This is a genomic window from Amycolatopsis camponoti (assembly GCF_902497555.1).
Lineage (GTDB): Bacteria > Actinomycetota > Actinomycetes > Mycobacteriales > Pseudonocardiaceae > Amycolatopsis > Amycolatopsis camponoti.
Window position 1 is genome coordinate 989834 of the sequence record NZ_CABVGP010000002.1, and the last position, 23227, is coordinate 1013060.

The 23227-nt window shown below is 71.3% G+C and carries 25 protein-coding genes; 23 read left to right on the plus strand and 2 right to left on the minus strand.

Going from position 1 to position 23227, the window contains the following annotated elements; all coding sequences use genetic code 11:
• Nucleotides 1–47: 47 nt before the first annotated feature.
• From ffh to AA23TX_RS25265, 17 genes are all read left to right on the plus strand, one after another.
• Nucleotides 48–1586 carry a signal recognition particle protein gene (ffh, locus tag AA23TX_RS25185; protein WP_155545312.1) on the plus strand — a complete coding sequence of 513 codons (1539 nt, stop codon included), beginning with the start codon at nt 48–50 and terminating at the stop codon, nt 1584–1586.
• Nucleotides 1583–2659 (plus strand): amidohydrolase family protein, encoded by a 1077-nt coding sequence (locus tag AA23TX_RS25190; RefSeq protein ID WP_155545313.1) that lies wholly within the window; start codon nt 1583–1585, stop codon nt 2657–2659. The genes ffh and AA23TX_RS25190 overlap by 4 nt, the downstream gene beginning before the upstream one ends.
• 46 nt (nt 2660–2705) lie before the next feature.
• Nucleotides 2706–3431 carry a CPBP family intramembrane glutamic endopeptidase gene (locus tag AA23TX_RS25195; protein ID WP_155545314.1) on the plus strand — a complete coding sequence of 242 codons (726 nt, stop codon included), beginning with the start codon at nt 2706–2708 and terminating at the stop codon, nt 3429–3431.
• 103 nt (nt 3432–3534) lie between these two features.
• Entirely contained in the window at nt 3535–4338 is an 804-nt protein-coding gene (locus AA23TX_RS25200) for a CPBP family intramembrane glutamic endopeptidase (RefSeq protein WP_155545315.1), read from the plus strand.
• Between the two features lie 183 nt (nt 4339–4521).
• Complete coding sequence (gene rpsP, locus AA23TX_RS25205; protein WP_155545316.1) at nt 4522–4965, plus strand: 30S ribosomal protein S16; 444 nt, start codon at nt 4522–4524, stop codon at nt 4963–4965.
• Nucleotides 4962–5201, plus strand: a complete 240-nt coding sequence (locus tag AA23TX_RS25210; protein WP_003103110.1) for an RNA-binding protein — start codon at nt 4962–4964, stop codon at nt 5199–5201. Before rpsP ends, AA23TX_RS25210 begins: the two co-directional genes overlap by 4 nt.
• Before the next feature lie 19 nt (nt 5202–5220).
• Nucleotides 5221–5733, plus strand: a complete 513-nt coding sequence (gene rimM, locus AA23TX_RS25215) for a ribosome maturation factor RimM (RefSeq protein WP_155545317.1) — start codon at nt 5221–5223, stop codon at nt 5731–5733.
• A gap of 1 nt (nt 5734) precedes the next feature.
• Entirely contained in the window at nt 5735–6481 is a 747-nt protein-coding gene (gene trmD, locus AA23TX_RS25220) for a tRNA (guanosine(37)-N1)-methyltransferase TrmD (protein WP_155545318.1), read from the plus strand.
• Between the two features lie 165 nt (nt 6482–6646).
• Nucleotides 6647–7015, plus strand: a complete 369-nt coding sequence (gene rplS, locus AA23TX_RS25225) for a 50S ribosomal protein L19 (RefSeq protein WP_155545319.1) — start codon at nt 6647–6649, stop codon at nt 7013–7015.
• A gap of 31 nt (nt 7016–7046) precedes the next feature.
• A complete protein-coding gene (gene lepB, locus AA23TX_RS25230) occupies nt 7047–7985 on the plus strand; it encodes a signal peptidase I (protein WP_155545320.1) in 939 nt (312 codons plus the stop codon).
• A 91-nt stretch (nt 7986–8076) separates the two neighbouring features.
• Complete coding sequence (locus AA23TX_RS25235) at nt 8077–8919, plus strand: ribonuclease HII (RefSeq protein ID WP_155547291.1); 843 nt, start codon at nt 8077–8079, stop codon at nt 8917–8919.
• Nucleotides 8916–9239 (plus strand): DUF2469 domain-containing protein, encoded by a 324-nt coding sequence (locus AA23TX_RS25240; protein ID WP_003096226.1) that lies wholly within the window; start codon nt 8916–8918, stop codon nt 9237–9239. The genes AA23TX_RS25235 and AA23TX_RS25240 overlap by 4 nt, the downstream gene beginning before the upstream one ends.
• Before the next feature lie 285 nt (nt 9240–9524).
• The gene (locus AA23TX_RS25245; RefSeq protein WP_155547292.1) at nt 9525–9902 is read left to right on the plus strand and encodes a YraN family protein; all 378 of its coding nucleotides are present in this window, start codon (nt 9525–9527) and stop codon (nt 9900–9902) included.
• Nucleotides 9902–11413, plus strand: coding sequence for a YifB family Mg chelatase-like AAA ATPase (locus AA23TX_RS25250; protein ID WP_155545321.1), 1512 nt, complete (start codon nt 9902–9904; stop codon nt 11411–11413). The genes AA23TX_RS25245 and AA23TX_RS25250 overlap by 1 nt, the downstream gene beginning before the upstream one ends.
• A gap of 623 nt (nt 11414–12036) precedes the next feature.
• Nucleotides 12037–13131 carry a DNA-processing protein DprA gene (gene dprA / locus AA23TX_RS25255; RefSeq protein WP_230862696.1) on the plus strand — a complete coding sequence of 365 codons (1095 nt, stop codon included), beginning with the start codon at nt 12037–12039 and terminating at the stop codon, nt 13129–13131.
• Nucleotides 13132–13234: 103 nt separating this feature from the next.
• The gene (locus tag AA23TX_RS25260) at nt 13235–14218 is read left to right on the plus strand and encodes a tyrosine recombinase XerC (RefSeq protein WP_155545322.1); all 984 of its coding nucleotides are present in this window, start codon (nt 13235–13237) and stop codon (nt 14216–14218) included.
• 109 nt (nt 14219–14327) lie between these two features.
• Entirely contained in the window at nt 14328–15176 is an 849-nt protein-coding gene (locus AA23TX_RS25265) for a FliA/WhiG family RNA polymerase sigma factor (RefSeq protein ID WP_155545323.1), read from the plus strand.
• On the opposite strand, the gene AA23TX_RS25270 is transcribed toward AA23TX_RS25265, so the two are convergent.
• Nucleotides 15177–15674: a M23 family metallopeptidase gene (locus tag AA23TX_RS25270; protein ID WP_155545324.1), complete on the minus strand. Its 498-nt coding sequence runs from the start codon at nt 15672–15674 to the stop codon at nt 15177–15179.
• A gap of 739 nt (nt 15675–16413) precedes the next feature.
• Here AA23TX_RS25270 and rpsB point away from each other — a divergent pair.
• The 6 genes from rpsB to AA23TX_RS25300 all read left to right on the plus strand — a co-directional run bounded on the left by rpsB (nt 16414) and on the right by AA23TX_RS25300 (nt 22299).
• Nucleotides 16414–17298, plus strand: a complete 885-nt coding sequence (gene rpsB / locus AA23TX_RS25275) for a 30S ribosomal protein S2 (protein WP_155545325.1) — start codon at nt 16414–16416, stop codon at nt 17296–17298.
• A gap of 100 nt (nt 17299–17398) precedes the next feature.
• Nucleotides 17399–18214 (plus strand): translation elongation factor Ts, encoded by an 816-nt coding sequence (tsf, locus tag AA23TX_RS25280; protein ID WP_155545326.1) that lies wholly within the window; start codon nt 17399–17401, stop codon nt 18212–18214.
• 117 nt (nt 18215–18331) lie between these two features.
• Nucleotides 18332–19075 carry a UMP kinase gene (gene pyrH, locus AA23TX_RS25285; RefSeq protein ID WP_003065595.1) on the plus strand — a complete coding sequence of 248 codons (744 nt, stop codon included), beginning with the start codon at nt 18332–18334 and terminating at the stop codon, nt 19073–19075.
• A gap of 49 nt (nt 19076–19124) precedes the next feature.
• Nucleotides 19125–19682 (plus strand): ribosome recycling factor, encoded by a 558-nt coding sequence (frr, locus tag AA23TX_RS25290; protein WP_155545327.1) that lies wholly within the window; start codon nt 19125–19127, stop codon nt 19680–19682.
• A 344-nt stretch (nt 19683–20026) separates the two neighbouring features.
• Nucleotides 20027–20899 carry a phosphatidate cytidylyltransferase gene (locus AA23TX_RS25295; RefSeq protein ID WP_230862936.1) on the plus strand — a complete coding sequence of 291 codons (873 nt, stop codon included), beginning with the start codon at nt 20027–20029 and terminating at the stop codon, nt 20897–20899.
• Between the two features lie 80 nt (nt 20900–20979).
• Complete coding sequence (locus AA23TX_RS25300; RefSeq protein ID WP_155545329.1) at nt 20980–22299, plus strand: MFS transporter; 1320 nt, start codon at nt 20980–20982, stop codon at nt 22297–22299.
• Here the strand turns inward: AA23TX_RS25300 and AA23TX_RS25305 are convergent.
• On the minus strand, nt 22287–23132 hold the full coding sequence (locus tag AA23TX_RS25305) for a VOC family protein (protein WP_155545330.1): 846 nt from the start codon (nt 23130–23132) through the stop codon (nt 22287–22289). The two genes, AA23TX_RS25300 and AA23TX_RS25305, sit on opposite strands and share 13 nt — an antisense overlap.
• Nucleotides 23133–23227: the final 95 nt, after the last annotated feature.

The window sequence follows — 23227 nt, forward strand, 5'->3', positions numbered from 1 at the left end:
GCTTCGTCCGGCGCGCCACTCTCGACCCAGCTGGAGCGTGCACACCCGTGTTCGACACCCTGTCCGATCGGCTCACCGCCGCCCTGCAGACGCTCACGCGCAAGGGCAAGCTGTCCGACGCCGACATCGACGCCACCGCGCGCGAGATCCGCATCGCGCTGCTGGAGGCCGACGTCGCCCTCGGCGTGGTCAAGACCTTCATCGCGCGGATCAAGGAGCGGGCGAAGGGCGCCGAGGTCTCCCAGGCGCTCAACCCCGCCCAGCAGGTCATCAAGATCGTCAACGAGGAGCTCGTCGGCATCCTCGGCGGCGAGACGCGCCGGCTGAACCTGGCCAAGAACCCGCCCACCGTGATCATGCTCGCGGGCCTGCAGGGTGCCGGTAAGACGACGCTCGCCGGCAAGCTCGCGCTGTGGCTGAAGAAGCAGGGCCACGCGCCGATGCTGGTCGCCTGCGACCTCCAGCGCCCGAACGCCGTGACGCAGCTGCAGGTCGTCGGCGAGCGCGCCGGGGTCGTCACCTTCGCGCCGGAGCCCGGCAACGGCGTCGGCGACCCGGTCGACGTCGCCCGCCGCGCCATCGCCGAGGCGAAGCACGCGCAGCACGACGTCGTTGTGGTCGACACCGCCGGTCGCCTGGGCGTCGACGAAGAGCTGATGAAGCAGGCCGCGGACATCCGCGACGCCGTCCAGCCGGACGAGACGCTGTTCGTCGTCGACGCGATGATCGGCCAGGACGCCGTGACCACGGCGGAGGCGTTCCGCGACGGCGTCGGCTTCACCGGCGTCGTGCTGACGAAGCTCGACGGTGACGCCCGCGGTGGTGCCGCGCTGAGCGTCCGCGAGGTCACCGGCCAGCCGATCCTCTTCGCCTCCAACGGCGAGAAGCTCGAGGACTTCGACACCTTCCACCCGGACCGGATGGCGTCGCGGATCCTCGGCATGGGCGACGTGCTGACCCTGATCGAGCAGGCCGAGCAGGCCTTCGACCAGGACCAGGCCGAGAAGGCCGCGGAGAAGCTGTCGAGCGGCCAGCTCACCCTCGAAGACTTCCTCGAGCAGATGCTCGCGGTCCGCAAGATGGGCCCGATCGGCAACCTGCTCGGCATGCTTCCGGGCGCCGGCCAGATGAAGGACCAGCTGGCCCAGGTCGACGACAAGCACCTCGACAAGCTGCAGGCGATCATCCGCGGCATGACGCCCGCCGAGCGCGACAACCCGAAGATGATCAACGGGTCGCGCCGGCTGCGCATCGCCAACGGCTCGGGCGTCTCCGTCCGCGAGGTCAACGACCTGGTCAACCGGTTCTTCGAGGCACGCAAGATGATGGCCCAGATGGCCGGCCGGTTCGGCTTCGGCGGCGGGGGTGGCGGCTCCAAGACGCGCAAGGGCAAGAAGGGCAAGAAGGGCCGCGGCCCGACGCAGCCCAAGGTCCGCGGCGGCTTCCCCGGCGGCATGCCGATGCTGCCTCCCGGCGGGCAGATGCCCGGCGGGATGCCCGACCTTTCGAAGCTGGGCGGCATGAACGACGTCCCGGGCTTCGACCCGTCGAAGTTCAAGCTGCCGAAGAACCCCAAGGACAATTGAGCACCGCGCTCCACGCCGCCGGGGTGGTCCTGCCCGGCGGCGAGTCCCGGGACCTCTGGATCACCGGCGGCCGGATTTCGTTCGAGCCGGTGGCGGACGCCGAGACGCTGGGCCGGGACGTCTTCCTGGTGCCCGGCCTGGTCGACGCGCACTGCCACCCCGGCATCGGCGTCGGCGGGCCGGTCTCCCTGGAAGAGGCGACGGAGCAGGCACTGGCCGACCGCGCCGCGGGCACGTTGCTCATCCGCGACTGCGGCCTGCCGATCGACGTCCGGCCGCTGCAGCGGCGCGCCGACCTGCCGACGATCATCCGCGCCGGGAAGCACCTCGCGCTGGCCAAGCGCTACATCCCCGGCCTCGGCATCGAGCTGGACGATCCCTCGCAGCTGCCCGAGGCGGTCGCCGAGCAGGCTCGTGACGGCGACGGCTGGGTCAAGCTGGTCGGCGACTGGATCGACCGCGGCGCGGGCGACCTGGCGCCGCTCTGGCCCGACGACGTCCTGGCCGAAGCCGTCAAGGTCGCGCACGACCTCGGCGCCCGCGTCACCGCGCACGTGTTCGGCGAAGCCGCCCTGCCCGGGCTGATCGCGTCCGGCATCGACTGCCTCGAGCACGGCACGGGACTGAGCGCCGACCAGCTCGCGGAACTGGCGCGCAACGACGTCGCGCTCGTGCCGACCCTGATCAACATCGAGAACTTCCCGGGCATCGCGGACAAGGCGGGCAAGTACCCGGCGTACGCGGACCACATGCGGGCCCTGCACGCCGGCGTCGGCGAGATGGTCGCCACGGCCATCGAAGCGGGCGTACGCGTCTTCGCGGGCAGTGACGCCGGTGGCATGGTCGAGCACGGCCGGCTCGTCGACGAGATCGAGGCGCTGCACCGCGCGGGCATGACCCGTGAGGCGGCCCTGGCCAGCGCGTCCTGGGCCGCCCGCGACTGGCTCGGCCACCCGGGCATCGCCGACGGCGCACCCGCCGACCTGCTCGTCTACGCGAGCGACCCGCGCGAAGACCTGGGCGTCCTGCGGCACCCGGAGCACATCGTGCTCGGCGGTGTCGTCTACGCGTAGACCCCCGCCGTTTTCCTTGCGGGGTCGGCACTTTAGCGTGGGGCGCGTGACGGACGACGACGGCGCACGACGTGTGCTCAAGGCGCACTGGTGTTTCGTGGCGTTCTTCGCGGGTATCGCCGGCTACTACCTGATCAACCTCGTCATCGCCGCCGCGGTCAACCGCAACGTCGGCGAGTTCGACCCCCTCGAGCTGCACGACATCGGCCCGCTGCTGCTCCTGGCGTTCGTGCCCAACCTCCTGCTCGGCCTCGGCCCGGCGCTGGGTTCGTGGCGCTGGGGGGAGGGCCTGCGCGCGGACTTCGGGCTCAAGCCGACCTGGCGCGACGTCCGGATCGGCCTCGCCTGCGGCGCGCTCGCGCTGGTCGTCGGCTACGGCCTCAACCTGGTGCTGATCGCCGTCTACGGCGCCGACGACGTCTCCGACAGCCCGCTGAGCGACCTCGCCGACACCTTCGACGGCGACACCGTCTGGCTGGTGCTCGCCGCGGTGATCGTCATCGCCGGCGCACCGATCACGGAAGAACTGCTGGTCCGCGGCACGTTGTGGAACGCCCTGCAGTTCCACCGGGTCCCGCCGTGGGTGGTGCTCCTGCTCACCTCGCTGGTGTTCGCCCAGCTGCACGGCGAGCCGACGCGCACGATCGCCCTCTTCGGCCAGGGCATCGCGATCGGGCTGGCCCGGCACCTGTCCGGCCGGGTGAGCGCCGGGGTCATCGCGCACGCGGCCAACAACCTGCCGCCGGCGGTCCTGCTGTTCGTCGCGCACTGAGGGTGTTGCGATGATCGATGGACAGTAGTCGGACGGATACTGTGTGATCACTTCCCGGCCGCTAGGCTCGTCGTAGGAGCCGACCGATCGCGGAGGGCAACGCGTGACCACTTCCCAGCCCCGGGACCCGGCTCCCGACGCCGCGCCGTTCCCCGAGCCCGAGGAACCCGCCGCGACCGCCTTCCTGCCGCCCGCGCGGCGGCACCGGTGGGGCTTCGGGGCCTTCCTGCTCGTCGAGGCGGTGCTGCTGTCCTCGGCCGCGTTCGTGTCCGTCCTGGTCGGCGACACCGGTCCCGGCCCGCTGCCGATCCGGGTCGTGCTGCTCGGCACCATGCTGCCGACGATGATCGCGGCCGGCGTCGCCGTGCTGATCACGTACGTGCGCGGCAACGGGCCCGTGATCGACCTGCGGATCGAGTGGCGCTGGGCCGACGTGAAGACCGGGTTCCGCTTCGGCTGCGTCGGGCTCGTCTTCACCACCCTCGGCGCCTACCTGTGGACGCAGCTGGTCGGCAACGCCAACGCGACGTCGGCGATCAGCGCGTTGGTCGAGGACCGGAAGATGTCGATCTCGGCGGCCATCGTGATGTTCGTCTACCTGTGGCTGCTCGGGCCGATCTGTGAGGAGATCATCTACCGCGGCCTGCTCTGGGGCGCCGCCGAACAGCTGCAGTGGCGCAGCGAGCGCTGGGGCCGCGTCGCGGCGTTCCTGCTGTGCACGGCGGTGTTCGCGGCCAGCCACCTCGAGCCGCTGCGCACGACGTTGCTGCTGGTCATCGCGGTGCCGATCGGGCTGGCGCGGCTCGTCACCGGACGGCTGCCGGCGAGCATCGTCGCGCACCAGGTGAACAACTTCCTGCCGGCGCTCACCATCCTGCTCGGTGCGCTCGGAGTGGCCTCTTTCTGAGCCTCTTCCCAGGCCTCTGTCCCGGTGCGCGGGGGCCGTCTGGCAGAATGAGTCACTGCTTGCTTCCGCCGGACCCTCTCACCGCGCGAAAGCTCCTGACCTTCGGGTGCCCGCGTCCGTGTCCCCACTCGGACCGCGAGTGCCCACCCCAGCATCAGAGAGATACGAGGAGTACCCACACCCGTGGCCGTCAAGATCAAGCTGCAGCGCCTCGGCAAGATCCGTGCGCCGTACTACCGCATCATCGTCGCCGACGCGCGCACCCGCCGGGACGGCAAGGCCATCGAGACGATCGGCAAGTACCACCCGAAGGAAGAGCCGAGCCTCATCGAGGTCGTCTCCGAGCGCGCCCAGTACTGGCTGGGTGTCGGCGCGCAGCCGACCGAGCCGGTCCAGCGTCTGCTCGAGATCACCGGTGACTGGCAGAAGTTCAAGGGCCTGCCGGGCGCCGAGGGCACCCTGAAGGTGGCCGAGCCGAAGCCGTCCAAGCAGGACCTGTTCAACGCGGCGCTGGCCGCGGCCGGCGAGGAGCCCTCCACCGAGGCCACCACGCCGAAGAAGAAGTCCGCCCCCAAGAAGGCCGAGGCCGAGAAGGCCGAAGCCACCGAGGGTGAGAAGGCCGAGTGAGCTTTCTGGCTGACTCCCTCGAGCACCTGGTGCGCGGGATCGTCGACAACCCGGACGAGGTCCGGGTCGAGCTGCTGACCACGCGCCGTGGCCGCACGCTCGAGGTGCACGTGCACCCCGACGACCTGGGCAAGGTGATCGGCCGGGGTGGTCGCACGGCGACCGCCCTGCGCACCGTCATGGGCGGCATCGGTGGCCGCGGCGTCCGCGTGGACGTCGTCGACACCGACCGCTGAAGCCTGTTCGGAAACGGTCATGGACGTCGTAGTCGGTCGCATCGCCAAGGCGCACGGAATCCGCGGGGAACTCGCGGTGGACGTGCGCACGGACTCGCCGCAAGAGCGGTTCCAGGTCGGTGCGGCCGTGACGACCAAGCTGCGTGACGGCAGCAAAAGGGAACTCACCATCGCAGCCGCCCGCGAACACAGCGGGCGGCTGCTGGTGCGTTTCGAGGAGGTCCCGACCCGCGACGTCGCCGAGACGCTGCGGGGCGCCCTTCTGCTCGCCGACACCGACACCCTGCCCCCGACCGGCGACGACGACGAGTTCTACGACCACGAGCTGGCCGGCCTCCGCGCCGAGCTGCTCGACGGCACGGTGATCGGCAAGGTCGTCGAGGTCGTCCACTCGCCCGCCGGCGAGCTGCTGGAGCTCGACGTCGAGGGCCGCGAGGTCCTGGTGCCGTTCGTCCACGCGATCGTCCCCACCGTGGACATCGCGGGCGGCCGGGTCGTGCTCGACCCGCCGGAAGGGCTCCTGGACGCCTGAGATGCGCATCGACGTCGTCACGATCTTCCCCGAGTACCTCGACCCGCTGCGCGCCGCGCTGCTGGGCCGGGCCATCGACCGCGGCCTGATCGAGGTCGGCGTGCACGACCTGCGCGACTGGACTCACGACGTGCACCGCGCGGTCGACGACGCGCCGTACGGCGGCGGCCCGGGCATGGTGATGAAACCGCAGATCTGGGGTCCGGCGCTGGACGACGTCTGCCGTCCGGAGACCCGGCTGGTCGTGCCGACGCCGGCCGGGCGCCCGTTCACCCAGGAGCTGGCTCACGCCTACGCCGCGGAAAAGCACCTGGTCTTCGCCTGCGGGCGGTACGAGGGCATCGACCAGCGCGTCGTCGACGACGCCGCCAAGCGGATGCCGGTCGACGAGGTGTCGATCGGCGACTACGTCCTGGTCGGCGGCGAGGCGGCGGTGCTCGTCATGGTCGAGGCCGTCGTCCGGCTGCTGCCCGGCGTGCTCGGCAACGCGCGGTCCGCGGCCGAGGACTCGTTCTCCGACGGCCTGCTCGAAGGGCCCAGCTACACGCGTCCCGAGGTGTGGCGGGAGCTGCCGGTGCCCGACGTGCTGCGGTCCGGGAACCACGCCCTGATCGACCGCTGGCGGCGCGACCAGGCCCTGGAACGCACCGCCCACCGCCGCCCGGATCTCCTGGCGCGGCTGCCGGAAGGTAGTCTCGACAAGCATGATCGCGGGGTCCTGGAGGGCTTGGACCCCGCGCAGGCGTAGGGCCGGTTACTCCACCGGAACCCGGTCTGTAATACTTGACAGGTTGGCGTGAGTGGACCTCGTCGTCCACGAGCCCGCCAGCAGCCCCCTGGGTCGCCCGCAGCGGCACCGTTGCGCGCCCGGGGACGTGTACGCAAGCCATACGAAGACGAGGACGGACCACCGATGAACACCCTGGACGCGCTGGACAAGCAGTCACTGCGTTCCGACATCCCGGCCTTCCGCCCGGGCGACACGCTCAAGGTGCACGTCCGCGTCATCGAGGGCAACCGTGAGCGCAACCAGGTCTTCCAGGGCGTCGTGATCCGCCGTCAGGGCGGCGGCATCCGGGAGACCTTCACCGTTCGCAAGGTCTCCTTCGGCGTCGGCGTCGAGCGCACCTTCCCGGTGCACTCGCCGAACGTGGCCGAGGTCGAGGTCCACAAGCGCGGTGACGTGCGGCGCGCGAAGCTGTACTACCTGCGCGACCTGCGCGGCAAGAAGGCCAAGATCAAGGAGCGCCGCGAGAACCGCGAGACGGCTTCGGCTAACTGAGTCACAACCCGGTTACCGGTAGCCTGACGACGTGGCCGAACCCGTGTCCCAGAACGCTCCTGAGGATGACCCCGATCGCTCCGAGGAGGACCAGCCGAGGCGGTCCCGCTCCGAGGAGCGCGGGGGGTCCCGACGGCGGCGAGCCAAGCCCGCCAAGAAACGGTCGTTCTGGAAGGAACTGCCGATCCTGCTCGTGATCGCCCTGGTGCTCACGATCTTGATCCAGACGTTCCTCGCCAAGGTCTTCATGATCCCCTCGGGGTCCATGGAGGCCACCTTGCACGGGTGCCCTGGCTGCACCGGTGACCGGATCCTCGTCGATCGGGTCACTTACGACTTCACCGAGCCCTCGCCGGGTGACGTGATCGTGTTCAAGGGTCCGCCGGCGTGGGTCAACAACGAGATCGCGCCGCAGGAGTCGAGCAACATCATCGTGCAGGGCCTGCGCGGTCTCGGCTCGCTGGTGGGGTTCGCCCCGCCGGACGAGCGCGACTTCGTCAAGCGCGTGATCGCGGTCGGCGGCCAGACCGTCCAGTGCTGCGACACGCAAGGTCGCGTCGTGGTGGACGGCAAGGGGCTCGACGAGCCGTACGTCCACTGGGAAGACGCGTCCAACCAGAACGAGCGCGCCTTCGAGCCGGTCAAGGTCCCCGCGGGGACGGTCTGGGTCATGGGCGACAACCGCAACAACTCCGACGACTCCCGGTTCCAGGGCGGCGGCGGCGTGAACGGCGCGGTTCCCGTGGACAACATCATCGGCAAGGCGCGGATCATCGTCCTGCCGCCGGGCCGGTGGGGCGGGATCACCGACCACAACCCGCAGGAAGCGGCCCAGCCGGCGGCGCTCGGCGCCCCGGCGTGGCAGAGCGGCGTCCCGCTCGGAGCCGGCATCGCGGCGGCCTGGCCGGCGCTCTTCCTCGGGCGCAAGCTCAAGTCCGGACTGCGCCGGGCGGCCGGGCGGAAACGCTAGCCACCCCGATCCGTGCCGGCAGACGGGTGATCCAGCCTTGACTCTTCCCGTTCCCCTCACCGCGGCCGAGCCGATCCGGCCGCCGCGGGCCGTGGTGCGCGGCGACCTCTTCTGGGGTCTGCAGGGCGCGCTCGACCGCCGTGGCCTCGGCCCGGTCGCCGGTGTGGACGAAGCCGGCGCCGGGGCGTGCGCGGGGCCGCTGGTGGTCGCGGCCTGCGTGCTCAAGCAGGGCGACGCGGCGAAGCTCACCGAGCTGACGGACTCCAAGCTGATGACGGCCAAGGCGCGTGACCGGGTCTACGACCTGGTCCTCGCCCGGGCCGTCGACTACTCGGTCATCGTCATCCCGACCGCCGAGGTCGACCTCTACGGCATCCGGGTGATGAACCTGGAGGGCATGCGGCGCGCCGCGGCGGCGTTGCGCGTGTCCCCGGGCTACATCCTCACCGACGGTTTCCGCGCTCCGGGCCTCACGGCCCCGAACGCGGCGGTGATCAAGGGCGACCGCTCGGTGGCGTGCATCGCGGCCGCGTCGGTCCTCGCGAAGGTGACGCGCGACCGCATCATGGCGGGCTACCACGACGACCTGCCGCACTACGGTTTCGACGTGCACAAGGGTTACAGCACGTCCGACCACCTGGCGGCGCTGCGCGAGCACGGCCCCAGCGACGTCCACCGCTGGTCGTACACGAACGTCGCGACGGTGGCCGTCAAGCACGGCGTGCGGCCCGCACGACCGGTCCTGCTGACCTACGCGGCGCTGGAAAAGGCCATGGAGGGCGGGGCCGGCGCGGAGCTCGCCGCGGTCCTCGACGAGGCACTCGAGCCACAACTCAGCCTGCCGCTGCATGCCCCGGCCGCGGGTGTGGGTCACAATGAACGCTCCGCCGGCGGAGCAGCAGCACGATCCCGAGGAGGGGCGCGGATTTCATGAGCGCAGAGGATCTCGAGAAGTACGAGACCGAGATGGAGCTCTCGCTGTACCGCGAGTACCGCGACATAGTGGGTCAGTTCTCGTACGTGGTGGAGACCGAGCGGCGGTTCTACCTGGCGAACGCGGTCGACGTCCAGGTCCGCGACGGTGGCGGCGAGGTGTACTTCGAGGTCCGCATGTCCGACGCGTGGGTCTGGGACATGTACCGCCCGGCCCGCTTCGTCAAGCACGTCCGCGTCATCACGTTCAAGGACGTCAACGTCGAGGAGCTCGACAAGCCGGACCTCCGGCTGCCCGAAGACGGCCCGTTCTCGGGCTGAGCCGGTCTTCCACCCGCGCCGGTTCGTCCCTGGACGAGCCGGCGCGGTGCGTTTGGCGTGTCGACCCTCCGGTCAAATGAGTTGCCCCCTTAGCACAGCAGTCGGACGGTTCGGGCCGTTCCGGCGCGTTCGGTGGACCGGTTGTCCACATACCCCCGGTTGTCCACAGTCCGGCGATCCTGCTCTGGTTTCGCCGCCCAGACCCCTGGCATCGTCGAACGCACACGCACCGTGATCACCGAGACCTCCTCGGTGACCGGGCGTGCCGACGAGGGGGCGACCACGATGACGGGCACCGACCAGCTCGCAAGACACCGCCGCGACCTGGGCGCGTGGGGTGAGGACCTCGCTTCCCGGCACCTGCAGGACCGCGGCCTGGTCCTGCTCGGCCGCAACTGGCGCTGCCGCGAAGGCGAGATCGACCTCATCCTCACCGACCGCACCCGCGTCGTGTTCTGCGAGGTCAAGACCCGCACCGGCACCGAGTTCGGCCTGCCGTCGGAGACGGTCTCGGAGGAGAAGGCCGGCCGCGTACGCCGAGCGGCCCAACGCTGGCTGCGCGAGTTCCGGATCGGCTGGTGCCCGGTCCGCTACGACGTGGTGACGATCCTCGCCGAGCCGGGCACGCGCGCCCGCGTCCAGCACATCGAGGCGGCGTTCTGATGCCCATCGCCAAAGCCTGGTCCGTTGCCTTGCTGGGCATCGACGGCCGCGTCATCGAGATCGAGGCCGACCTCGGTGGCGGCCTGAGCCGCGTGACCCTCGTCGGTCTCCCCGACGCCGGGCTGCGCGAGGCCAAGGACCGCGTCCGCTCGGCCGTCCGCAACTCCGGCCAGCCCTGGCCGGACGGCAAGGTGACGCTCGGCCTGTCCCCGGCGAACCTCCCGAAGGTCGGCTCGGCGTACGACCTCGGCATCGCGGCCGCGGTGCTCGCGGCGACGGGCTCGGTCCCGGCGACGCGGTTGCTCGGCACGGTGCTGCTGGGCGAGCTGGCTCTCGACGGCCGCGTCCGTCCGGTCCGCGGCGTCCTCCCGGGTCTCCTGGCGGCCCGCGCGGCCGGGTACGAGCGAGCCGTCGTCCCGGCGGACTCGCTGGTCGAGGCGGGGCTGGTGGACGGCATCGACGTGGCGGGCGCGGCCCACCTGCGCGACCTGGTGGCGTGGCTGAAGAGGGAGGCCGACCTCGTGGCGCCGGAGCCCCCGGTACAGCCCGCACCGCCGGCGGTACCGGACCTCGCCGACGTCGTCGGCCAGCCGGAGGCGTGCTGGGCGCTGGAGGTCGCGGCGGCGGGCGGGCACCACCTCCTGCTCACGGGCCCGCCGGGCGTCGGCAAGACGATGCTGGCGCGGCGGTTGCCCGGTCTCCTGCCGCCGCTGTCCCACGGAGAATCCTTGGAGGTGACGGCGGTGCATTCGGTCGACGGGTCGCTGTCGAGGTCGTCGCCCTTGGTCACGGTGCCGCCGTTCGTGGCCCCGCACCACTCGATCACGGTGGCGGCGCTGATCGGCGGCGGCAGCGGCCTGGCCACCCCGGGGGCGATCAGCCGTGCCCACCGTGGGGTTTTGTTTTTGGACGAGGTTTGCGAGTTCGGCGGCCAGCGCCTGGAGTCGCTGCGCACGGTCCTGGAGGAGGGCGAGGTCCGCATCGCGCGGGTGAAGGGCTCGATCACGTACCCGGCGCGGTTCCAGCTGATCCTGGCGACGAACCCGTGCGCGTGCGCGCCCCCGAAGGAAGTCGACTGCGTGTGCTCCGCGGCGGCCCGCCGCCGCTACCTAGGCCGCCTGTCCGGCCCGCTGCTCGACCGCGTCGACCTCCGCGTCCGCCTGAGGCCCCTGAGCGCGATCAACGCTCACGACACGGGAGCGACGGAGTCGTCGGAGACGGTTCGCACCCGGGTCTTGCAGGCCCGCGACCGGGCAGCCCACCGCTGGCAGGCCCACGGCTGGCGGTCGAACTCGGAGGTTCCCGGCCCAGCTCTGCGGCGCGAGTTCACGCTCTCGCCGGCAGCGACGCAGCCACTGGACCGGGCAATGGACCGCGGAGCCCTGAGCGGCCGCGGAGCAGACCGCTGCTTGCGCATCGCCTGGACCCTGGCCGACCTGGACGGAGAGCCACGTCCAGGCCCAGACCAGGTCGGCTCGGCCTTGGCCTTCCGCGAGCGGGTGGTGGCATGAACCCCGACGAGCCACGCCCCGCCGCAGACGTGAAAATGAGCCTCCTCGAAGCGCACCCTGCTGCGGCTGGCATGAGCCTGGCGGAGTCGGGCCGTGCCGTAGTTGGCGGTACGAGTCCCGACGAGCCACACCCGACTTCGGGCGGCGACACGTGCCCGGCGAAGCCGTGCCCCGCAGTTTGCGGCATGAGCCTTGGGGATTTGCGCACTGCTGCAGCCGTGGGCGCGCGCCCAGAGGAGTCACACCCTGCCGCGGGCGGCGGCAGGAGTCCCGACCAGCCGCGCCCCGCCGCGAGAGGCGGCACGGCTTTCGACGAGTCGCGTAGTGCTGCGTGCGGTGGCCTGAATCCCTGCGAGCAACGCCCTGCCGCAGGTGGGGAGATGAGCCTGGACGAGTCACGCCGTGCTGCTCGCGGCAGCACGAGTTCCGACGATTCACGACCTGCCGTAGGTGGCGGCACGAGTGCCGACCAGCCGCGCCACGCCGCGCGTATCGGCGCGAGTCCCGACGAGTCGCGCCCTGAGGAAGGTGGCGGCAAGAGCCCGGACGGGCAGCCCAAGTCGCTCCCTACCGCAACCGCGGCAGTCGACGAGCTGCGCCGAGCCCGCGCCTACCTCCTGCGGGTGGCCGAACCCCCGGCCGCCGCACTGGTCGCTTTCGTGGCCCGGCACGGTCCGATCGACGCCGCCGCCCGGGTCCGTCGCGGCGACTGTCCGCCGGATGTGCTCAAGGCGACCGAAGCCCGCCGCGAGTACGACCTCGTCGGCCAGGACTTCGCGCGTGCCGCCGCGGCCGGTGCCCGGCTGGTCGTTCCCGAAGACGACGAGTGGCCCGCCTGGCCGCTGCTCGCCCTCGAACTCGCGGCCCGGCGCGGAGTGACCGAAGCCGTGCCTCCGCTGGCGCTCTGGGTCTCCGGTGAGGTCGCGCTCGGCACCGCCGCCGATCGTGCCGTCGCGGTCGTCGGGGCGCGGGCGGCCACCGAGTACGGCGAACACCACGCCGCCGAGCTGTCCTACGGTCTCGCCACCCGGGGTGTCCCCGTGTTCTCGGGTGCGGCCTACGGCATCGACGGTGCCGCTCACCGCGGTGCGCTCGCCGCCGGAGGGGTCACCGTCGCGGTGCTCGGCTGCGCCGTCGACGCGGGCTATCCGGCGGGGCACGTCGGGCTGCTGAACCGGATCGTCCGCAACGGCGGCGCGGTCGTCAGCGAATACCCGCCCGGCACCCCGCCGGCCCGGCACCGCTTCCTCGTCCGCAACCGGCTCATCGCCGCCCTCACCGAGGGGACCCTGGTCGTCGAGGCCGGGCGCCGCAGCGGCGCCCGCAACACCGCCGGCACCGCCAGCGCCCTCGGCAAGGTGGTGATGGCGGTGCCGGGGCCCGTCTCGTCCGGGATGTCCGTCGGCTGCCACGAACTGATCCGCGACGCCCGGGCGACACTCGTCTCGACGGTCGACGAGGTCCTCGAGACCGTGGGCCGCTTCGGCATCGCCGAAGACCAGGCCGCGCGGCCGAAACGACCGACGGACCGGCTGGGACCCGAGGCGTTGCGGGCGTACGAGGCGCTGACCGCACGTTCCGACCGGTCGGACACCGAAATCGCGGCCGAATCCGGGCTTCCGCTGCGGAAAGTACGGGCCCTGTTGCCCGCGCTGGAGATCGACGGATTCGCCGTCCGCGGGGAAGCGGGGTGGCGACGACGGAGGGAAAGCGCGTGAACGCCACGAAATCCGGGCGAAATCGTCGAAAGTGTTCGGCCGGTCCGGTGGGCCCGCGTGGCGATCCTTGACCGATGGCGGTTGTTCGCGCAGCGTGACAGCCATGCCGCCGCCATCACGCTCCGGCCGGGAGCGCCGCCCGGACCTGCGCGCGCTCCGGGCCGCGCTGCCCGCGCCGGTCCAGGACGTCGTCACCGGCTACGAACGGCACCTCGGGCTGGAGCGGGGGCTGTCCGCGCACACCGTCCGGGCGTACGTCGGCGATGCGGTGGCGCTGCTGGGGTTCGTCGTGGACGGCGGCGGCGGGCTCGCGGAGCTGGACCTCGCCCGGCTGCGGGCGTGGCTCGCCGCTCAGCAGTCCGGTGGGGCGAGCCGGACGACGCTCGCGCGGCGCGCCGCCTCGGCGCGGACGTTCACCGCCTGGGCGCACCGCACCGGCGTCCTCGCGACCGACCCGGGCGGGCGGCTCGCCGCCCCGCGGGCGCACCGCACCCTGCCCGGGGTGCTGCGCGCCGCGCAGGCGGGGGAGGTCATGCAGGCGTCGGCGGCCGGCGCGGCCCAGCGCGATCCTGTCGCACTGCGTGATCGCGCCATGGTCGAGCTGCTCTACGCCACCGGCATCCGCGTGTCCGAGTTGTGCGGGTTGGACGTCGGCGAGGCCGATTTCTCCCGTCGTGTCGTGACGGTGCTCGGTAAGGGCGGCAAGGAACGCGTGGTGCCGTTCGGCGTTCCGGCGGCGGAAGCACTGGACGACTGGATCACCGGTGGGCGGCCGAAGATCGTCGCGGAAACCGCCGGTGACGGCGTCGAGCCCGCGCTTTTCCTCGGTGTCCGGGGGAAACGCGTCGACCCGCGCGCGGTACGGCGTGTCGTTCATGACGCCGTCTCGGCGGTGCCCGGAGCGGCCGACATGGGGCCCCATGGCCTGCGGCATTCGGCGGCGACGCATCTGCTGGAGGGGGGTGCCGATCTCAGGAGCGTTCAGGAACTGCTTGGTCACGCTACGCTTGCCACGACGCAGCTCTACACTCATGTGACCGTCGACCGGTTGAAAGCGATCCATGACCGAGCGCACCCCAGGGCCTGAGGCGGCCCGGGGAGTCTCGCCGGGGTCGTCGCCAGCGGGTCCGGCGGCGCACGCGCATCCGCACGAGCACGGAGACGACACTGAGCCGCATGCCGAGAACGACTGTGCAATGACCGCAGGACCGCACGTGACCGACGCCACCGGAGTGACCACTCACGGTGACGCCGCCGTGTCCGCGGAAGCACGGGCCGGCAACGACGTCGACGCCGGGATCGCGGCGCTGTGGCGGCAGTTCGCCGACAGCCCCGACCAGGCGTCGCGCGATCGGCTCGTGCTGCACTACGCCCCGCTGGTCAAGTACGTCGCGGGCCGGGTCGGCACCGGTCTGCCGACCCACGTGGACGTGGGTGACCTCGTGCAGTCCGGCATCTTCGGGCTCGTCGACGCGATCGAGAAGTTCGACCCCGAGCGCGGCCTGCGCTTCGAGACGTACGCGATGCAGCGCATCCGCGGCGCGATCCTCGACGACCTCCGTTCGCAGGACTGGGTGCCGCGGGCCGTCCGCAGCAAGGCCAAGGAGGCCGAGCGTGCGATGGAGCGCCTCGGCGCCCGCCTGAACCGCACCCCGACCGACGCGGAGCTCGCCGCCGAGCTCGGCATCGGCCTCGATGACCTGCGCGACTTCTACGGCCAGCTGCAGCTGACCAGCGTCGTCGCGCTGGAGGACCTGGTGGCCGCGGGCAAGGACAGCGGCTCGCTGGTCGACACGCTGCCCGACGACGACGCCGTCGACCCGGTCGCGGTGCTCGTCGACCAGGACAACCGCCGGCAGCTCGCGCAGGCCATCGCGCAGCTGACCGAGCGCGACAAGATCGTGGTCAGCCTCTACTACTTCGAGAGCCTGACGCTCGCCGAGATCGGCAAGGTCCTCGGCGTGACCGAGTCGCGGGTCAGCCAGCTGCACACGCGGGCGGTCATGCGGCTGCGCGCCAAGCTGGTCGAGCAGACCGGCTCCTGATCAGGGACCACCTCCCCACGGCTTGAGCCGGAACTCGCCCACCTCACCGGTCAGGGCGAGGGGATCGACGTACTCGTCGCCCCGGCGCACGCCCCAGTGCAGGCAGGCGGCGATCGTGCAGCCGGGGTGCCCGGCGAGGACGGACCCGAGCACCTGCCCCCGGTAGACCTGGTCCCCGACGGCCACCTTCGGCTCGACGGGCTCGTAGGTGGTGCGCAGGCCGCCGTCGTGGTCGACGGAGATCACGGGGCGCCCGGCCACGAGCCCGGCGAAGACGACGACACCGGCATCGGCAGCCAGCACGTCCTGGCCGGGCACGGCGGCCAGGTCGACGCCACGGTGGCCGGGACCGTAGGGCGTTTCCGGGGCGTCGAAGTACTTCATGACCACCGGAACGGGTGAAAGTGGCCAGGACAGCCGCGCCTGCGGCACGGCTCGCGGATCGGCTGCCGGGATCCAGTGGCCGGCCGAGGTGCCCGGCCTGACCGGGATCGCCATGAGCGCGACGGCCCACGCTTCGGTCGGCGGCAGCCCGGCCTCGCCGGGGGTGGATGCCGGCAGCTCGGGGCCTGCGCGCCCCGTTTGTGGCGGCGGTGCAGGTGGCGGCCCGAGGCCACCCATCCGCGTAGGAGGTGGCGGCCCGAGGCCACCCATCGGCGCAGTAGGCGTCCCCAGGGCTGGCGTCGCAGCCCCAGCCGAGCCGCCGCCGACTACCACGGCCGTCGCGGCCGACCGGCCACCTGGCGCCGAAGCCCAAGCCCAAGCTCCACCGACCCCGATAAAACCGGCCGTGACCAGGGCGATCACGACCAAACCACCCCCCATCACCCACCGCCGGAAAGCATTGATCAACTCCATCTCTCCAGCCTGCGGCACCGTCGGCTCCCGTGGGGACCCGAAGCGGAATCTGTGGACAACCGGACCCGATGTGGACAACTGCGTCCGTCCGCGGCCGCCGGTGGGGGAGGGGCTGGTGGCAGGGGGTAGAATCTTTTCCGCGGTCCGCGTGAGCGGGCTGACTTCGCGTGCACGTGCGCGATCCCCCGGCTTTCGCACCACCTGGCCGGGCGAGTCGCACGGCGTCCGGCGGTCCCTGGGGTTCCTCACTCCTCGGGGTCCGGACACCGCCGCGGGCACCAGGGCGAGCGGCCACCCGGCCGCGAGCGACAAAACCGAGTAGCGCGTGACCGGCGAACCGCCGCGAGCGCGCACGACACAGAAGAGGTTGATTCCGGCAATGGCCGTCGTCACCATGAAGCAGCTGCTCGACAGCGGCGTGCACTTCGGGCACCAGACCCGTCGGTGGAACCCGAAGATGAAGCGCTACATCTTCACCGAGCGCAACGGCATCTACATCATCGACCTGCAGCAGACGCTGACCTACATCGACCGTGCCTTCGAGTTCATCAAGGAAACCGTCGCGCACGGTGGCACGATCATGTTCGTCGGCACCAAGAAGCAGGCTCAGGAAGCCATCGCGGCCGAAGCCTCGCGCGTGGGCATGCCCTACGTCAACCAGCGCTGGCTCGGCGGCATGCTGACCAACTTCCAGACCGTGCACAAGCGTCTCCTGCGCCTCAAGGAGCTCGAGTCGCGTGAGCAGACCGGCGGCTTCGAAGGTCTCACCAAGCGCGAGATCCTGACGCTGACCCGCGAGAAGGACAAGCTCGAGAAGACCCTCGGCGGTATCCGCGACATGGCCAAGGTGCCGAGCATCGTGTGGATCGTCGACACGAAGAAGGAGCACATCGCCGTCGGCGAGGCTCGGAAGCTGAACATCCCGGTCGTCGCGATCCTGGACACCAACTGCGACCCGGACGAGGTCGACTACCCGATCCCGGGCAACGACGACGCCATCCGGTCGGCCGCGCTGCTGACCAAGGTCGTCGCCGAGGCCGCGGCCGCCGGTCTCATGCAGCGCTCCAGCCGCAACGGTGCTTCCGCCGACTCCAAGCCGGAGCCGGGTGTCGCCACCGACGAGCCGCTGGCCGAGTGGGAGAAGGAGCTGCTCGCCGGCTCCGAGACCGCCGCCGCCGACGCGACCGAGGCCGCCGCGGCCGTCGACGCTCCGGTCGAGACGCCGGCCGAGGCCCCCGCCGAGCAGGCGACCGCCTCCTCCTGATGCACCGCTGCCCGTGCGGCCGGCCCGGTTCCCGGCCCGGCCGCACGGGTGTAGCACCCCCCAAAGATTTCACGTACCTGAAAAGGACGGATTTAGCAGAATGGCGAACTACACCGCCGCTGACGTGAAGCGCCTGCGCGAGATGACCGGCGCCGGCTTCATGGACTGCAAGAAGGCGATGGAGGAGAACGACGGCGACTTCGACAAGGCCGTCGAGTTCCTCCGCATCAAGGGCGCCAAGGACGTCGGCAAGCGCGCCGAGCGCGCCACGGCCGAGGGCCTGGTCGCCGGCGACGGCGGCGTCCTGATCGAGCTCGACTCCGAGACCGACTTCGTCGCCAAGAACGCCGACTTCCAGGCGCTCGCCGCGAAGATCGTCGAGGTCGCGAAGACCGTCAAGACCAGCGACGTGGACGCCCTCAAGGGCGCCGAGCTGGACGGCAAGACCGTCAACGAGGTCGTGCAGGAGCTGTCCGCCCGCATCGGCGAGAAGCTCGAGCTGCGCCGGGTCGTGTCCTTCGAGGGCCAGACCACGAACTACCTGCACCGCCGCGGCTCGGACCTGCCGCCGGCCGTCGGTGTGCTCATCGAGTTCACCGGTGACGACACCGAGGCCGCCCGCGCCGCCGCCATGCAGGTCGCCGCGCTGCGCGCGAAGTACCTGACCCGCGACGAGGTGCCCGCCGAGATCGTCGAGAACGAGCGCTCCATCGCGGAGAAGACCGCTCGTGAAGAGGGCAAGCCGGAGCAGGCCCTCTCGAAGATCATCGAGGGCAAGGTCAACGCTTACTACAAGGACAACGTCCTGCTCGAGCAGCCGTCGGTCAAGGACAACAAGAAGACCGTCAAGGCCCTGCTCGACGCGGCCGGCGTGACGATCACGAAGTTCGCACGCTTCGAGGTCGGCCAGGCCTGAGGCCAGGTCCGGGTATAGGTTTCACCCCCAGTGCCCCGTCTCCGTCCATCGGGGACGGGGCACTGTCAGGTCCAGAAGAAGATTTTTGAGGGTCCAAGGACCTAGGAGGCGACATAGATGGGTGACCGGGTCGAAGGTGGCTACCGGCGGGTGCTGCTGAAGCTGGGCGGCGAGATGTTCGGCGGTGGTTCGATCGGCGTCGATCCGGATGTCGTCCACTCGGTCGCGCAGCAGATCGCCGACGTCGCCCGCACCGGCGTCCAGGTCGCGGTCGTGATCGGCGGCGGCAACTACTTCCGGGGCGCGGAGCTCTCGCAGCGCGGCATGGACCGCGACCGCGCCGACTACATGGCGATGCTGGGCACCGTGATGAACTGCCTGGCGCTGCAGGACTTCCTGGAGAAGGAGGGCCTGCCCACCCGCGTGCAGACCGCCATCACGATGGGCCAGGTCGCCGAGCCCTACATCCCGCGCCGCGCCGAGCGGCACCTGGAGAAGGGGCGCGTCGTGATCTTCGGCGCCGGGGTCGGCATGCCGTACTTCTCCACCGACACCGCGGCCGCGCAGCGGGCGCTCGAGCTCGGCTGCGAAGCCGTGCTGATGGCCAAGGCCGTCGACGGCGTCTACACCGCGGACCCGAAGGCCGATCCGACCGCCGAGATGTTCCGCGAGATCACCCACCGCGAGGTGCTGGAGCGGGACCTCAAGGTCGCCGACGCGACGGCGTTCAGCCTCTGCATGGACAACAACATGCCGATCATCGTGTTCAACCTGCTCACCGAGGGGAACATCGCCCGCGCGGTGAGTGGTGAAAGAATCGGCACGTTGGTCAGCACCCCCGCCGACGGGGTGCCGGCCTAGACCTGCTGGGATCAGCAAGCGCCACACCATCACAACACCGGGAGTAGCCGTGATCGACGAGACCCTCCTCGACGCCGAGGAGAAGATGGAAAAAGCGGTGTCCGTCGCGAAGGACGACCTGACGTCGGTGCGCACCGGCCGGGCCACTTCGTCGATGTTCTCGCGCATCGTGGTCGACTACTACGGCGCGCCGACCCCGCTGAACCAGCTGGCCAGCGTCAACGTGCCCGAGGCGCGGATGGCGCTGATCAAGCCCTACGACCAGACCCAGCTGAACGCCATCGAGAAGGCGATCCGCGAGTCCGACCTCGGGGTCAACCCGAGCAACGACGGCAACGTGATCCGGATCGTCATCCCGCAGCTCACCGAAGAGCGGCGCAAGGAGATGGTCAAGGTCGCGAAGAGCAAGGGCGAGGACGCGCGGGTGACCATCCGCAGCATCCGCCGCAAGGCCAAGGAAGAGCTCGACCGCATCGGCAAGGACGGCGAAGCGGGCGAGGACGAGGTCGTGCGCGCGGAGAAGGAACTGCAGAACCTCACCGACACCTACTCGCACAAGGTCGACGAGCTGGTCAAGCACAAGGAAGCCGAGCTGCTCGAGGTCTGATGGCACAGGTGAGCGAGGAACGCGAGGACCGGGTGGAAGCCACCGGAGACCAGCCGGCGGCCGCTCCCGGGACGCCGGGCACGGCGGACGCCGGCACTCCGGCGACGCCGGAGTTCCCGGGTACCACCGGGGCGGCCCGCACTCCGGACGCTTCGGCGACCTCGGGTTCGGGTTCGGGTTCGGCCGAGACTCCCGCGGTGCCGGGCACTTCCGGAAGCGGCAGCTCGGCGGCGACTCCCGCGGTGCCCGGCACCTCCGGCGCCGGCAACCCGGCGATATCCGGCGACGCGGCGGAAAGTGCCGTGCCGGGAAATGCGGTGCTGGGAACTGGCGAAACGGACCGGCTGTCGGCCGCCGGGAGCGCCACGGCCGGACCGGCGGTGGCGCCCGAGGCCAAGAAGGCCTCCAAGGCCGGCCGGAACCTGCCCGCGGCCATCGGCGTCGCCCTGCTGCTCGGGGCCGCGATCATCGTTTCCCTGCTCACCGTGCGCTTCCTGTTCATCGGGATCATCGCGGTCGCGATCGCCGTCGGCACCTTCGAGTTCGCGGGGGTGCTGCGCCGGGTCGCCGACACCCGGGTCGCCATGATCCCGGTGCTCGTCGGCGGGCAGGCGATGATCTGGCTGGCCTGGCCGTTCGGCCGCGAAGGCGCGCTCACCGCGTTCGTCCTCACCGTGCTCGCCTGCCTGCTGTGGCGCCTGCCCGGCGGTGCGAAGGGCTACCTGCGCGACATCAGCGCGTCGGTGTTCGCCGCCGCCTACCTGCCACTCTTCGGCGCGTTCGCGGCGATGCTCGTGCCGCCGTCGGACGGCGTCGGGCGCGTTCTCACGTTCCTGATCGGCGTCGTCGCGTCGGACACCGGCGGCTACATCGCCGGCGTGCTCGGCGGCAAGCACCCGATGGCGCCCGCCATCAGCCCGAAGAAGACCTGGGAAGGCTTCGCGGGTTCGGTCGTCGGCGGCGTCGTGGCCGGGGCGCTGACCCTCAGCCTGCTGCTGGACGGCCACGTCTGGCAGGGCGTGATCTTCGGTGTCGCGATCGTGCTGACCGCGACCCTGGGCGACCTCGTCGAGTCGCTGATCAAGCGCGACCTCGGCGTCAAGGACATGGGCACGCTGCTGCCCGGGCACGGCGGGATCATGGACCGCCTCGACTCCCTGCTGCCGTCGGCCGTGGTGTCCTGGCTGCTGCTTTCGGCGTTCGTGCCGCTCGGCTGACCTGCGGTGCGAGGCGCCGCCTAACAGACCTAGGCGACGCGTCGTGGACCACCGAAGCTTCCCCGGGTTTGACTGGGGGCATGCTCACCGAAACCCGCGCCCGGCTCGCGCTCGCCGCCGTCTGCCTGGGCTTCGTGATGATCACGCTCGACGCGACCATCGTGAACCTCGCCCTGCCCGCGATCGGCGCCGACCTCGGCGAACCGTCGACGGCGGCGCTGCAGTGGATCGTCGACGCCTACACCGTCACGCTCGCCGCGTTCCTGCTCACCTGGGGCGCCGCCGGTGACCGGTGGGGCTCGCGACGCGTCTTCGAAGTGGGCGTCGCCTTGTTCGTCGTCGCGAGTGTCGCCTGCGCACTCGCCGGTGACGCCGCCTGGCTGATCACCGCCCGGGCGGTGCAGGGCGCGGGCGCCGCCGCGCTGCTGCCGTCGTCGCTCGCGCTGATCGTCCACCAGTTCCCGGACCCGCGGGAGCGCGCCCGCGCGCTTGGCGTGTGGGGCGGCATGAGCGGCGTCGGGCTCGCCGCCGGGCCGGTGCTCGGCGGGCTCGCGGTCGGACTCGCCGACTGGCGGCTCGTCTTCGCGGTCAACGTCCCGGTCGGCATCGTCGCGATCGTCCTGACGCGGCGCGCGGTCGCCGAGCCGCCCCGGCACGAGACGACCCGTCTGGACCTGGCCGGGCAGCTGACGGGCACGGCGTCGCTCGCGGGGCTCGTCGCCGGGCTCATCGAATCCGGGCACGCCGGCTGGCTCGCCCCGACGACGATCGCGCTGCTCGCCGCGGGAGTGGTGGCCGGCGTGGTGTTCGTGGCGGTCGAGCAGCGCGTCGGGGAACCCGTGCTCCCGCTAGGGATCCTGAAGATCCGGAACTTCGCGGTGGCGACGGCGATCGGCGGCCTGTTCAACTTCTGCCTCTACGGCACGCTCTTCTGCCTCGCGCTGTACCTGCAGCGTGCCTGGTCGCTCGGCGCGCTCGCGGCCGGGCTGACCCTGGTGCCGCTGACGGTGGTGGTCGCGCTCAACGCGTTCTTCAGCGGCCGGCTGACCGGGCGGTCCGGCCCGCGCGTCCCGATGATCGCGGGCGCGCTGGCCGGGCTCGTGGGCTCGGCCGGCTTCGCGCTGTTGCCGGCGGACCGCGCGCTCGTGCTGTTCGTCGTGGTCTCGGCCGGGTACGGCTGCTGCTCGCTGGCCATGCCCGCGATGACGTCGCTGGCGATGAACTCCTTGCCGGGCCAGGCCGGGCTGGCCGCGGGCGTGCTCAACGCGTCGCGGCAGACCGGGGGAGCGATCGGGGTCGCGCTCGTCGGCGCGCTGCTGCCCGCCACCGGGATGTGGCTGGTGGCGGGCGGGTTCGCGCTCGTCGCGGGACTCGCGCTGGTCGAGCGTCAGTCGTCGTAGGGGTCGTCGACCTCCGCGCGGCCCCAGTCCTCGGAGACGCGCGAGTGGTCGATCACCGCGAAGACGGCGCCTTCCGGGTCGGCGAGGATCGCCATCCGGCCGAACGGTGTGTCGTAGGGCTGGATCACGACGGTGCCGCCGTTCATCAGCGCTTCGCCGGCGACGGCGTCGACACCGCGGGCCGGGTCGATGTCGAAGTAGACGAGCCAGTGTGGCGGGGTGTCGAGGCTGTACTCCGAGCCCATCACGTACCGGTACAGCACCGGCTCGTGCTCGATGAGCCATTCGACGTAGTCGAGCGACTCGCCGTCGCCGATCTGGTGGCTCCCGTAGGTGAAGAGCTTGGTGTAGAAGTGATCCGCCGCGACGCCGTCGTGGGTGTTGAGGTCCGCGCCGCTGAAGGTGTTGGGGATCCCGGTCACGAACTCCCAGTCCGGCGGCACCTCCCAGAACACCACCGGCGCGCCGCTCGTGTCGTAGGCGTGCAGGATGGTGCCGCGCTCGGGGATCGGCATCGGCCCGAGCGTCAGCCGGCCCCCGAGGTGCTCGACCCATTCGGCCGCGCTCGCGGTGTGCGGTACGGACAGGTGTGGCATCCAGCCCAGCGGCGCGCCCTGGGCGGCGCGGTAGAGACCGCCCACCGGGACGGCGCCGAGCGTCGCGATGGCGTACCGCCCGTCGGACGTCGCCGGGTCGCGCTGAGTGGCGTAGGTCCATCCGAAGAGGGCACCGTAGAATCTTTCCGCCACGGCCTGTTCGCGGCAGGCCAGCTCGATCCAGCACGGGATTCCGGCCGGGATCGGGGACGCGGTGGTGGACGGGTCGATCGCCATGGGTGCTCCTCCCGAGACCCACCGAATTCTATGCGTGAACCGTGTGGTTTCCGCCAAGATTCGGCCGCCGGAAAATCACTGCCGGCGGGGGAAGG